Source organism: Streptomyces hypolithicus (genome assembly GCF_052934925.1).
Map to the genome: position 1 here is coordinate 4,973,649 of NZ_CM128811.1, position 12,389 is coordinate 4,986,037.

Annotated in this window: 10 protein-coding genes; 4 read left to right on the forward strand and 6 right to left on the reverse strand. The window is 71.4% G+C overall.

Features of this window, described 5'->3' with window-relative positions:
• Positions 1-459: 459 nt before the first annotated feature.
• A complete protein-coding gene (locus ACU6WZ_RS23400) occupies positions 460-1,914 on the forward strand; it encodes an alkaline phosphatase PhoX (protein ID WP_447030139.1) in 1,455 nt (484 codons plus the stop codon).
• On the opposite strand, the gene ACU6WZ_RS23405 is transcribed toward ACU6WZ_RS23400, so the two are convergent.
• Positions 1,889-2,767 (reverse strand): protein kinase domain-containing protein, encoded by an 879-nt coding sequence (locus tag ACU6WZ_RS23405; RefSeq protein WP_447030140.1) that lies wholly within the window; start codon positions 2,765-2,767, stop codon positions 1,889-1,891. The two genes, ACU6WZ_RS23400 and ACU6WZ_RS23405, sit on opposite strands and share 26 nt — an antisense overlap.
• Before the next feature lie 398 nt (positions 2,768-3,165).
• On the opposite strand from ACU6WZ_RS23405, the gene ACU6WZ_RS23410 reads away from it, so the two are divergent.
• Complete coding sequence (locus tag ACU6WZ_RS23410) at positions 3,166-3,393, forward strand: hypothetical protein (RefSeq protein ID WP_447030141.1); 228 nt, start codon at positions 3,166-3,168, stop codon at positions 3,391-3,393.
• A gap of 21 nt (positions 3,394-3,414) precedes the next feature.
• Here the strand turns inward: ACU6WZ_RS23410 and ACU6WZ_RS23415 are convergent, their stop codons facing one another.
• The 4 genes from ACU6WZ_RS23415 to ACU6WZ_RS23430 form a co-directional block, all read right to left on the reverse strand.
• The gene (locus tag ACU6WZ_RS23415) at positions 3,415-4,638 is read right to left on the reverse strand and encodes a TerD family protein (protein WP_447030142.1); all 1,224 of its coding nucleotides are present in this window, start codon (positions 4,636-4,638) and stop codon (positions 3,415-3,417) included.
• 43 nt (positions 4,639-4,681) lie between these two features.
• A complete protein-coding gene (locus ACU6WZ_RS23420; RefSeq protein WP_447030143.1) occupies positions 4,682-4,900 on the reverse strand; it encodes a hypothetical protein in 219 nt (72 codons plus the stop codon).
• 41 nt (positions 4,901-4,941) lie between these two features.
• On the reverse strand, positions 4,942-5,769 hold the full coding sequence (locus ACU6WZ_RS23425) for an NAD-dependent epimerase/dehydratase family protein (protein WP_447030144.1): 828 nt from the start codon (positions 5,767-5,769) through the stop codon (positions 4,942-4,944).
• Positions 5,770-5,869: 100 nt separating this feature from the next.
• Entirely contained in the window at positions 5,870-6,595 is a 726-nt protein-coding gene (locus ACU6WZ_RS23430) for a siderophore-interacting protein (protein ID WP_447030145.1), read from the reverse strand.
• A 101-nt stretch (positions 6,596-6,696) separates the two neighbouring features.
• Between ACU6WZ_RS23430 and ACU6WZ_RS23435 the strand changes: the two genes are divergently transcribed.
• Both ACU6WZ_RS23435 and ACU6WZ_RS23440 read left to right on the forward strand, forming a co-directional pair.
• A complete protein-coding gene (locus ACU6WZ_RS23435) occupies positions 6,697-9,387 on the forward strand; it encodes a GNAT family N-acetyltransferase (RefSeq protein WP_447030147.1) in 2,691 nt (896 codons plus the stop codon).
• Positions 9,388-9,571: 184 nt separating this feature from the next.
• A complete protein-coding gene (locus ACU6WZ_RS23440) occupies positions 9,572-10,735 on the forward strand; it encodes an IS701 family transposase (protein WP_447034207.1) in 1,164 nt (387 codons plus the stop codon).
• Between the two features lie 387 nt (positions 10,736-11,122).
• Here ACU6WZ_RS23440 and ACU6WZ_RS23445 read toward each other — a convergent pair whose 3' ends face one another.
• On the reverse strand, positions 11,123-12,355 hold the full coding sequence (locus ACU6WZ_RS23445; protein WP_447030148.1) for a mannosyltransferase family protein: 1,233 nt from the start codon (positions 12,353-12,355) through the stop codon (positions 11,123-11,125).
• Positions 12,356-12,389 lie beyond the last annotated feature (34 nt).

Below are 12,389 nucleotides of genomic sequence, written 5' to 3' on the forward strand. Positions count from 1 at the left end.
GCGTGTGGGGCTCCGCCCCGGACCCCGGCCCTCGAGCGCCTGACGGGCTGGGGGTTGCGCCGGGGGCAGCGGGGCTCCGGACCCCGGTCCTCAAGCGCCGGACGGGCTTACGGCCTGGTGTGCGATACGGGGTGGATCAGCCCGCGGCGTCGGATGCGGTGCATCGCAAGGCGGCGGAGCGTCCTCATAGCGGAGCTATTAGGGCGTTTCGCCAACGCGGCGAGGTGCCGTAGCCGGCGTCGCGGGCCCGTCCCCTATCGCGCACCAGGCCGTTAGGCTCTGCGCCCTGATGCGCGGCCGAGCCCGCGCGCCGCGCCGGTGACGAGGGCGCGGAGGCCGGAGGGGGCAGGTGCATGACGGTGCCCTTCGGAAGTCGGACATTGTTCAGCTCTCGTTTATACGCGCGAGGAAGCCTGAGGCCGAGAACACGTGCCCACCAAGGGCCCCAGGAGGTCCGAAATGACGCTCACCCGCAGGGACTTCACCGCGCGCTCCGCGCTCACCGGTGCCGCGGTCGCGCTCACCGGCAGCGTCGGCGCGCTCGCCACCGCCCCCGGCGCGCTCGCGGCGGACGACGCCGATGAGACCGCAGGGGCCGGGGACGCGGCCGGGGACGCCGGTGAGGGGGCCGGGAGGCACGGGCACGACCCCGGCTACGGGCCGCTCGTCGCCGACCCGGAGGGGATCCTGGCCCTCCCCAGGGGGTTCTCGTACCGGATCATCACGCACTCCGGTGTGACCAGGCTGGAGTCAGGTGAGTACACGCCGTCCAACCACGACGGCACCGCCACGTTCGAGGGCCTGCGCGGTGTGACGCTGCTCGTCAACAACCACGAGCTGAAGGGGCCGCGTTCCAAGTGGAAGCACCCCGTCCCGCTCACCGAGGGCCTGGTGTACGACCCGGCCGCGTCCGGCGGCTGCACGGTGGTCGAGGTGCACCGTGGCGGCGAGATCGCCGAGTGGGTCGGCATCGCCGGCACCTCCACCAACTGCGCGGGCGGGCGCACCAGCTGGGGCACCTGGCTGACCTGTGAGGAGAACACCGACCGGGCAGGCGAGAACGGCATGACCAAGGACCACGGGTACGTCTTCGAGGTCGACCCCTACGACCGGCGGGCCAACCTCGGCCCCCGGCCCGTCAAAGCCTTCGGCCGCTTCGACCACGAGGCCGTCGTCATCGACCCTAAGCGCGGCCACGCCTACCTCACCGAGGACGACTCCGAGCCGAACGGCCTGCTCTTCCGCTGGGTGCCGCCGCACGGTTTCAAGCACGGCCGCGGGCAGCTGCGCCGGCTCGCCGACGACGCGGGCGTCCTGCAGGCCGCCCAGTGCTTCGACTCCGGCGGCCGGTTCGTCGACGACCTGTCGCGCGCCACCCGCATCGGCACGGTGTACGGCGTCGACTGGGTCGATGTGCCCGACCGGGACGGTCGGACGGTACCGGTGCGCCAGCAGTTCGACGACGGTGACATCACGCGCGGCCGCAAGCTGGAGGGCATGTGGTGGGCCGACGGCGGCGCGTACATCGTGTCGTCGTACGCCCGTGACGAGAGCCCGGGCCGTCCGCACGACGGCCAGGTCTGGTTCTACGACCCCCGCCACCGCACGCTCACGCTGAAGGTGCTCCTGGGCACCGGCGGCGAGTTCGACAGCCCCGACAACATCACCGTCTCGCCGTACGGCGGCCTGGTCATCGCGGAGGACGGGGAGGGCGGCCAGCACCTCCTCGGCGCCACCGAGCGAGGTCGTACGTACCCCATCGCACGCAACGAACTCAACCTCGGTACGGACGCCGAGCCGGAGTACAGCGAGTTCGCCGGGGTGGTCTTCTCGCCCGACGGGAAGACGCTCTACGCGAGCATCCAGACCCCGGGCATCCTGCTCGCCATCACCGGCCCGTGGCGCCGCCGCTGACCGCGAGGAGCTCCGCCAAGTCGTCCTCGCGCTCGCGGATCAGGTCGGTCACCGGATCCTGCTCCCACCACGGCGCGGGGGCGGCACGCTCCGCGCACCAGGCCAGGGCCTCTGGCATGCTCGGCCGGGCTGCGGGCGCGGCGGTCAGGCAGCGCGCGAGGAAGCCCGGCCACTCGGGACCCGGCACACCCACGAGGTCGGGGCCGTCGTGCAGGGTGCGGCGGGTCATCTCGTCGGGGCTGCCGGACCCGAACGGGTTGCGTCCCGTGCAGGACAGGGCGAGGAGCGCCCCCAGCGCGAACACGTCGGCGGGGGTGTCCGTCCGGCTTCCCGGCGTCAGCAGCTCGGGGGCGACGAAGCCGAGGAAGCCGGCGACGGCAGGGTCCTGACCCGCCGAGCGTCCGGCCGTACCGAAATCGATGATCTTCGGGCCCCGGCGGGTGATCAGGACATGGGCGGGCTTGAGGTCGAGCAGGGCGGGGCCCGCGCCGTGGACGGCCGACAGGGCCACGGCGATCGCGGAGCCGAAGGTGGCGAGGTCGGCGGGGGACGGCGGACCGGCGGTGGTGACGACGTCCACGAGGGGCGGTCCCACGCAGTAATCGGAGGCCAGCCAGGGCTCGCTGTCTTCGGTACCGGCGTCGGTCACCGTCGCGGTGAACGGTCCGCGGACCCGTAGGGCGGCGGCGGCCTCCCGGCGGAAGCGCTCGCGAAAGCGCGGGGCGGCGGTCAGGTGCTCGTGCACCGTCTTGAGCGCGACGAGGCGGCCGGCGGAGTTGCGCGCGAGCTCGACCCGGCCCGTACCGCCTGCCCCGATCGGTGCGACGGTGCGGTACTCCGCGCGTGCGGCCATGCCGTGGTCCCTCCCGTCGTCGGGGTCTGCGCCGTCCAGACCTGCGTCGTCCAGTGTCCCGTATGCCCTTCCTCACGCCTACGCCGGCCGTCCGGTTGCGGCGCCGGCGCGGCCGGGCCGCACTCCGGCGGCGGCTTCCGGGGCCGCGCCCAACTCGCCGGACAGGGCGGACCGGCCCGAATGCGGTGAACACCGCGGCCGCGACCGGGCTCCGCAGGGGCACAGTTCGGTCACGCTCTGTCCGCAACGGCAGGTGGACGGCCCTACGGCGCCCCGGCGGACGCCGGCTCGGGGAGTGCCCCCGGGGCGCCCGCGAGGAGGGGTACGGACCGCCCCCAGGGGAAGTGATCATGGACGGGCATGGCGTGGCAGCCTCGCGGGGCGCATACTCTCAAGCAATGACAAAGTCAGCCGGAGCCCGGCGCTACCTGCCGTCCAGTCCCTTCAACGTCCCGGCCGCGGCCGCCCCACCGATCGAGGTATTCGAGGTGGGCGACCGGGTTTCGCATGATCAGTTCGGACTCGGGAGGGTCATCGCGGTCGAAGGTGATGCAGCGGTTCTCATCGACTTCGCAGGGCGACAGGGTCGCATCCTGAGCCCGTTCGTCAAGCTGACCAAGCTCTAGGAGCCTTTCCGCGCGTCAGCGCTAGAGGGCCTGGGCAGCCGGCTTGACCATTCCCCGCACGGTGCGGCTTTTCACGAAGTCGCCGATGGCGGTCATTTCCCATTCGCCAGAGAACTGCTTGATCAGCTTTGCCATCATCACCCCCGTCTGCGGCTCGGCGCCGGTCAGGTCGAAGCGGACCAGTTCCTCACCGGTCGCCGCGTCCAGCAGACGGCAGTACGCCTTGGCCACCTCGGTGAACTTCTGTCCCGTGAAGGAGTTCACCGTGAACACCAGGCCGGTCGCCTCCGGCGGGATGCGGCCGAGGTCGACGACGATCACCTCGTCGTCGCCCGCGCCCTCGCCGGTGAGGTTGTCCCCGGAGTGCTTGACCGCACCGCCCAGGATCGTCAGCTTGCCGAAGTAGCAGCTGTCCAGGTGCTTGCGGTTTCCGTCGTAGGCGATGACGGACGCGTCGAGGTCGATGTCCTTGCCGCGGAACGCGGGCTCCCAGCCGAGGCCCATCTTGACCTGGGAGAGCAGCGGGCGGCCGCCCTTGACCAGCGAGACGGTCTGGTTCTTCTGGAGACTGACCCGGCCCTTGTCGAGGTTGACCTTCCCGGACCCGGCAGGAGCTGCGGGCGGTGCGGCGGGGGCGGAGGGGGCCGCCGGGGCGGCGGCGACGCGGGGGTCGGACACCGGCGGGGCGGGCGGCGCCGCAGGGGTGGCAGCGGGCGTGGAGGCCGCGGTGGCGGCGGGGGCCGCGGGTTCATCCACCGAGACGCCGAAGTCGGTGGCGATACCGGCCAGCCCGTTCGCGTAACCCTGGCCGACCGCGCGGACCTTCCAGGCGCCGTTGCGCAGGTAGATCTCGACGATCACGAGCGCCGTCTCGGAGCCGAGCTGCGGCGGGGTGAACGACGCGATCGCCGCCCCGTCGTCGCCCCGCACCGTGGCGGTGGGCTCGACGCCCTGGAACGTCTGGCCCGCGGCGTCGGGGCTCGCCGTGACCACGATCTTCTCGATGCCCGGCGGGACTGCCGAGGTGTCCACCACGATCGCGTCGGGGGCCGTGCCGCCGCCGGACCGGTAGGTGACACCGGGCCCCGCGGGCTGGTTGTAGAAGATGAAGTCGTCGTCGGAGCGCACCTTGCCCTCGGCGGTGAGCAGCAGGCCCGATACGTCGAGCCGCACCGGGGCGGCAACGTCCACGGCCACGCGGGCGGTGGGAAGCGGAATGTTCGAGCCGGGTGTCATTGCGGTCATGCCAGGGCTAACGACCGACACCGCTTTGCCGTTCCCTTGCCGTTCACCCGTTCCGCGGGTGATTCCTGGCGGTCCGCTCGTTGCCGTGTTTGTACGCCCCGGTCCAGCGGGCCATGACCAGCTGACCGTCCCCCGACCGGACCTCGGTGAGGAACTTCTCCGCCCGGTTTCCCCGCAGGGTGCCGGCGGTCCGCCCCTGGTGGGTGACGACGACGGTGCCGTCGCCGAACTGCTCGTAACAGAATCCGTGTGGTCGTGGCATGACCGCATGATGCCCGCCGACTGCCTTCCCCGTCGCGCGCTTTAGACCGACCGTCTTAGACCGACCGGCCACTGGGGCGGGTCGGTGCAGAAATCGCCGCCCAGGCGGGTGTGGGCGGGGTCGGACGGGTCGAGTTCGCCCTGGTCGGCGACGAGCTTGTCGGCGTACTGCTCCGAGTCGTCCTGCGGTGTGTAGCCGATGGCCCGCGCGGACGTCAGGTCCCACCACAGACGGGTGTTGGCCGACGAGCCGTAGACGACGGTGTGGCCCACGTCCTCGGCGGTCAGTGCGGCGTGGAAGAGGCGGGCGCAGTCACCGGGGCTCAGCCAGACCGACAGCATCCGCACCGTGCTCGGCTCCATGAGGCAGGCGCCGATCCGCACCGAGACGCTTTCGACGCCGTGCCGGTCCCAGTAGAGCTGTGCGAGGTCCTCGCCGAAGGCCTTGGAGAGCCCGTAGAACGTGTCGGGGCGGTGCGGGACGCCGATCGGGATGAGCGGCCCGCCGGGGGCCGGGCGCGGGGTGAAGCCGACCGCGTGGTTGGACGACGCGAAGACGACGCGGCGGACACCTTCCTGACGGACTGCCTCATAGAGGTTGTACGTGCCCTCGATGTTGGAGCGCATGATCTTCTCGAAGGGTGCCTCCAGCGCGATCCCGGCGAGATGGACCACCGCGTCGACGCCACGCAGGGCCTCGCGCAGTGCCTCCTTGTCCGTGAGATCGGCGGTGACCGCGCCCGGTTCGCCCTCGATGGGAGTCGCGTCGAAGAGGCGGAGCACGTATCCGTACGCGGGCAGCAGGCCCCGCATCAGGGTGCCGAGGCCGCCGGCGGCGCCGGTGAGCAGGACGGTGTGGGGTGCGGGCATCGGAGGGTCTCCTCGGGGCGCGATGGGGGGCGCGGTGCGTCAAGTGTGGCGCGGTGAACGCCCGTTTGCCTCTGCGTTGCGGTTTCCGGTCGCCGAGGTGCTACGCGGCGCGCCAGTACCCCAGCGAGTGGACCCGCCCCTTCGCCGGCCCCAGGTCCTTGCGTACGTACGTCGTCAGGGTCCGCGTCGTCGCCGTGTCGCACGCGATCCACACGTACACCCCGGCCCGGTCCTCGGCCGGTCCGGCCAGCGCCTCCTTCACCTCGGCGACCAGATGTGCCCCGGCCTCCCGCCGGGGCACGCGGCGCAGTTCGTGGCGGGCCGGATCCAGCCGCAGCGGCAGCTCGTCGTCCGAGGCGTGCGATGTCTCGAACCAGAGCGTCGCCGGCACCCCGGGCATGGCGTCCAGCAGCGAGTTGATCGCGGGCAGCGACGCCGGGTCGCCGACCACCAGCAGCCGCGACGGCAGCGGGTCCGGTATGTCGAAGCCCGTGCCCTGGAGCGTCGCCTCGATCGTGTCACCCGGCTGCGCCTCGCGCGCCCAGTCGCTCGCGCACCCCTCGTGCAGGGCGAACTCCAGACTGAACGTGCCGGCCGTGACGTCGGGGTCGACGAGGGTGTACGCGCGTTGGTGCGGCTTGCCGGCGTTGTCGAACCAGATCCGCACCCACATCGTCGGGTGCGTGCCCGCCGCCGCGAGCAGGCCGCCGTCCGTGAAGTGCAGGCGCCGGTAGTCCTCCGTGACCTGCTCCGCCCCGGTCACGGTGAACGTGAAGTCCTTGCCGCGCAGCAGCTTCAGTACCGCGCCCTCCCAGCCGTGCCCCACCGCAGTCTCCTCCCCGCAGGTCCGGGATTGTTTCCCGAACACCCGTCCGTTAAGTTAGGTCAGCCTAACCTAAATCGTGTGAAAATTTGGATGGGAAACAAGTGAGTGCCGAGGTCTTCCGGGACGCCTGGGGAATCCCCCATCTCCGCGCCGACAGCGCGCACGAACTCGCCTTCGCCCAGGGTCGCAACGCCGCCACCGACCGCGCCTGGCAGCTCGAGATCGAACGGCACCGGGCTCAGGGCACCACGGCCGCCTTCCTCGGCGCCGACGCCGTCGACTGGGACACCTTCGCCCGCCGCTCCCGCCTCGACGACACCGCCAGGCGCTGCTTCCGCGCCCTCGACGCGGACACCGCGGCGTGGATCACCCGGTACGTCGAAGGGGTCAACTCCGGCCTCGTCGAAGGAGCCTCGCGCGCCCCGGAGTTCGCGGCGGTCGCACTCGCCCCGGGGCAGTGGCAGCCGTGGACCCCGCTGGGGGTCTGGCTGTCGACGCACATCCTGTTCGCGGGCTTCCCCACCAAGCTGTGGCGTGAGGAGGTCGCCCGCAGGCTCGGCGGCGAGGCGGTCACCCTGTTCGCCACCGACGGCCCCGGCACCAGCGGCAGCAACGGCTGGCTCGTCACCGGCGAGCGCACCGCCACCGGTGCGCCCCTGATCGCCGGCGACCCACACCGCTTCATCGAAGCCCCCGGCGTCTACCAGCAGATACGCCTGGCCTGCCCCGAGTTCGACGTGGTCGGACTTGCCGTCCCCGGAGTCCCCGGCATCGCCCACTTCGGCCACACCTCAACGGTGGCCTGGGCCATCACCAATGCCATGGCCGACTATCAGGACCTCTACCGCGAGCAGTTGCGCCGCGGCCCCGACGGTGTCGAGGCGCTGGGCCCCGACGGCTGGCGCCCAGCCACCGCGCACACCGAGACCGTCGAGGTCGCCGGCAGTGACCCTGTCGAGGTCGAAGTCGTCGAGACCGAGCGCGGGCCCGTCATCATCGGAGCCCCCGGCGACGACATGACCGTCAGCCTGCGCTGCCCGACCCGGGTGTACGAAGACCTCGGATTCGGCGCACTTGCCGCGCTGCTTCGGGCACGCACCGTCGCCGACGTGGACGCCGCCTTCGAGAAGTGGGTCGAGCCCGTCAACGTCGTCCAGGCCGCCGACACAGCGGGCGGCCTGCTGCACCGGGTCGCCGGCCGGGTGCCGCTGCGCCACCGCGACAACGGGCTGCGCGTCGTACCCGCCTGGGACGCGGCGTACACCTGGACGGGCGTGCACGGTCCGCTGCCGCGGGCCGACGTCGACGGCTTCGCGGTGATGGCCAACCAGCGGGGCCTGGCCGCGCCGCTCGGTGTGGAGTTCGCACCGCCGTACCGGGCCGACCGCATCGCGTACCTGCTCGACGCGTCGACGTCATGGACCGCCGCCGACATGGCGGCCGTCCACACCGACACCGCCCTCGCGTCGGCGCGCCCCCTGATCGCTCTGCTCGCCTCTCTGGACGGCCTCGGCCCGAAGGCCGCACGCCTGCGGGACCGGCTGCTGGCCTGGGACCGGCGCATGGAGGCCGACAGCAGGGAGGCCACGCTGTACGCCGCCGTACGGACGGAGGTGGTGCGGCGGATCGCCGCCCACCCCGACCTCGGCGCGCTGACCGAGCCGGTCGCGGACCCGGCGTACCCCGGGATCTTCCGGCCCTGGCTGGCCCTCACTTCGCGCGTCGGCTTCGCGCTGGAGACGCTGCTGACCACGGATCTGCTGCCCGGCATCGACAGACCCGGCGCGGTGGCGGCGGCCGTCGAGGCGATCGCCGCCACGGATCCGGCGCCGGCGCCCTGGGGCGACGTACACCTCCTCACGCCGTGGCAGGCACTGCCGTCCGCGCCGGCCGGCGGCTGGCCGGGTCTGGCCGGGGACCACGACTGCGTGCTGTCCACGTCCAGCATCCCGGGCGTCACCGACCGGTGCGCGCGGGGGCCCGCCGCCCGCTACGTCTGGGACCTCGCCCGGCGCGAGGACAGCCTGTGGGTGGTGCCGCTCGGCGCGTCCGGTGTCGCGGGCGACGCCCACCACTGTGACCAACTGCCGGTGTGGCTGCGGGGCGAACTCGTACCCGTGACCACCGACTGGGACCGCCTGACCGAAGAATCGACGCACGCAAGGGCACGCAAGGAACGAGGAACAACGATGATCGACGCCGATCCCGTGTACGAGCAGAAGATCCCCGGCTTCGGGACGGTGCACCTGGTCACCGTCGACGCGGAGCGCGACGCCACGCTGCTGCACGGCTGGGTCACCCAGGAGCGGGCCCGGTTCTGGGGGATGGGGGACGCGACGCGCGAGCAGGTCAGGGAGATCTACGCGCACCTCGACTCGCTCACCACACATCACGGATATCTGGCGCTGCGGGACAGCGAGCCGGTGGCGCTCTTCCAGACGTACGAGCCCGAGGCCGACCGGGTCAGCGAGTGCTACGAGGTCCGGGCGGGCGACTGCGGAATCCACCTGCTGGTCGGGCCGGGGTCAGGAGAGGGCGCCGTGGCAGAGCGCGGCTTCACCGCGAACCTGCTGGCGGCGCTCGTCGGCTTCGTGTTCTCCGACTCCGCCCACCAGCGGCTGGTGGCGGAGCCGGACGTCCTCAACGAGAAGGCGGTGGCGCGGCTGGAGCGGGCGGGCTTCGAGGTCGGGCCGGAGGTGGTGCTGCCGGAGGTCGACCTGCCGGAGGTCTTCCTCCCGGAGAAGCGGGCGCGGCTCGCGTTCCTCACCCGGGAGGTGTTCGAGGGGACGTGAGGCGTGTCCTTGGGGGTGTCTGACAATTCCCTGTGGGTCAAGGAGCGGCGTCCGGTGCGTGCGATCGCAAGGCGCCGGACAGTCCTCGTAGCGGAGCTACTAGTACTGCAACCGCATGTGGCGTGACAGGGCGCCGTCTTGGTCGTTGGACTGACTGTGTGATGAATCGCTGACGGTCGCGCAGATCGAGAACTGGTCCGAGGGGATAGCCGATCTTCATGCTCGCTTTGCGGGCCATTTCGGCAGGTCGGAGCCGCGTGAGCGGGCGCTGGACTACCTGAGTACGTTGCTCGCACCGCTGGAGAAGAAAAACGGGTGGACGCTGGCCGAGCAGGCTGGCCAGCGTCGTCCGGACGGTTTCCAGCGGCTGCTGAACTTTGCCGACTGGGACGAGAATGCCGTCCGTGACGACGTGCGTGACTTCGTCGTCGAGACGATCGGCGCCAAGGACGCGGTGCTGATCGGGGACGACACCGGCTTCCTGAAGAAGGGCGTCAAGTCGGCCGGTGTCCAGCGGCAGTACTCCGGAACGGCCGGCCGCACGGAAAATTGTCAGATCGGCACGTTCCTGGCCTACGCCTCCGTGAAAGGCCGGGCGCTGATCGACCGGGAACTGTATGTCCCCGCCTCCTGGACCGATGACCGCGAGCGGTGCAGGCAGGCCGGGATCGGTGACGAGGTGCCCTTCGCCACGAAGATCGAGCATTTCAAGTGGATGCTGCAACGCGTGATCGACGCCCGTGTCCCCTTCGCCTGGGTCACTGCGGATGAGGCATACGGCCAGGTCAAACACATGCGGGCCTGGCTGGAGGAACGGCACGTCGCCTATGTACTGGCCACCAAGGTCAACGACACCGTGACCACCACCGATGGTGCGGTCGCCGAGGTGCGCGACCTGATCACCGCAGTGCCCCGGCAGAGATGGAAGCGGATCTCCGCCGGAGCGGGCGCGCACGGTCAGCGGTTCTACGACTGGGCCCGGATCGCTGTCCGCCCGCAGTGGCAGGACGGCTTCGGGCACTGGGTCCTGGCCCGCCGCAGCATCAGCGACCCCGCCGAGATCGCCTACTACGTCTGCTACGGCCCCGCCACCTCCCGGCTGAAAGACCTGGTCAGAACCGCTGGCGCACGGTGGCAGGTGGAGGAATGCTTCCAGATCGCCAAGGGCGAATGCGGCCTGGACCACTACCAGGTCCGTCTCTACCGGGCCTGGTACCGGCACATCACCCTCGCGATGGCCGCCCTCGCCTACCTGACCGCCACCCGTGCCGCAGAAGCCACAAAAGGGGCAGCCGAGACGACGAGCAAGACCTCATACCCCTCAGCGTCCCGGAGATCCGCCGGATGATCGGGCACGTCGTCATCACGCCCCGCTGCCACGACAACGAGCACCGTCTCCGCTGGTCACACTTCCGACGCCGCAGCCAGGCCCGAGCCCGCCGCTGCCACTACCAACGCCGAGGCCAAAACCCACACATGCGGTTGCAGTACTAGGGCTTTTCGGCAACGCTGCGAGCGTGCGTGCCGGACGCCGCGACGCCGCGGGGAATTGTCAGACACCCCCTAGCTTGAGATTTAACCTCGCCGCTCGAACACGACCGCAAGTCGGCTTCACGGAACCAGCATGCGCACCGTTTGTCCCGACTTGCTTAGGTTTCCGACTGTGCTGCGGGGCCTGCTCGTGCGGCAGGAAGGGCTGGTCGGAGCTGTTCGAATCCGGAGGTTAAATCTCAAGCTAGCCCGCCCAGCGTCCCGACAGGAAGGTGACGGCGACCAGCGTCGCCACCGGCGCCACCACGCCGACGTACGCGCTTCGCACCCACGGGCGCCGCACGCTCCACGCGGCGAGCAGCACCCACATCGGCCACCACAGGAGCGTGGCGCGCGGAATCGACGTGTACCAGTACGACGTGCCCAGCGCCCACAGGGTCAGTCCGATGTAGACGGCTTCCGGCCATCGCCGTCGCCGCAGCAGCACACCGAGCAGCAGCAGACCCACGAGCATGGTGAGGAGTTCGGCCTGGAACATGGCGGCGTAACCGGTGGTCTGCGTGTGCCCGAAGGCGGCCCTCCAGGTGTTGGCCCACGTCTCCCAGGGAACGTGGAACTCGCGGTACCAGCCGCGCTCCTGGGCGTGCTTCCACGCCGACCAGTCGCCGGTGTGCGCGTGCAGGAACCACGAGTGGAGTGCCACGGGCAGGGTGGGCAGCGCGATCCAGGCCAGTGAGCGCCACTGCTTGCGCAGGTCTGCCGCGGCGACGAAGTGGACGCCGATCGCCGCCGCCAGGAAGAGACCGCTGACCCGGACCCCGGTCGCCAGGCAGGTGAGTACGCCCGCGAGCGCCCAGTTGCGGCGCTGGGCGGCGAGCCAGGCCGGCAGGGCGAGCGCGAGGAAGAGCGACTCGGTGTAGCCGGCGGCCAGGAACACCCCGCACGGCGAGAGCAGGAGGAAGAGCACGGCTCGCTGGGCCGTGGCGCCGTCGGGCAGGTGGAGGCGGGCGACGCGGGCGAGTGCCAGGACTGCGACTGCCCCCGAGCAGAAGGAGATCAGCAGGCCGGCGGCGGTCCAGTCGGGGACGACGGTATGGACGGCGCGGAGCACGAGGGGGAAGCCGGGGAAGAACGCCTCCCGGTTGTCCCAGTCGTCCGTCCACGGCCCGGTTCCGCCCGGGAAGTAACCGTGCTCGGCTATGCGCAGGTAGTGCCACCAGTCCCACTGCTCCCACGGCGACAGCGCCGACCGTACGTCGCGGGCCCTGCGGTCACCGGCGAAGAGCCACCGCGTGCCGTACGCGACGGCCCACAGACCGGCGCGGGTCAGGACGTACAGGAGCAGGACGTTCCGGTCGTCGCCACTCAGGCGCAGGCGCACGATCCGACGCCGCCCGGACGGACGCGCCGGGGCCGAGGCCGGTGCGGCGGTACGGGCGGGCTGCGCGGCGGGGCGCGGGCGGGTCGCGGTGGCCATGGTCGGGCTCCTGGTACGGGCGTCGGCGTTGGCA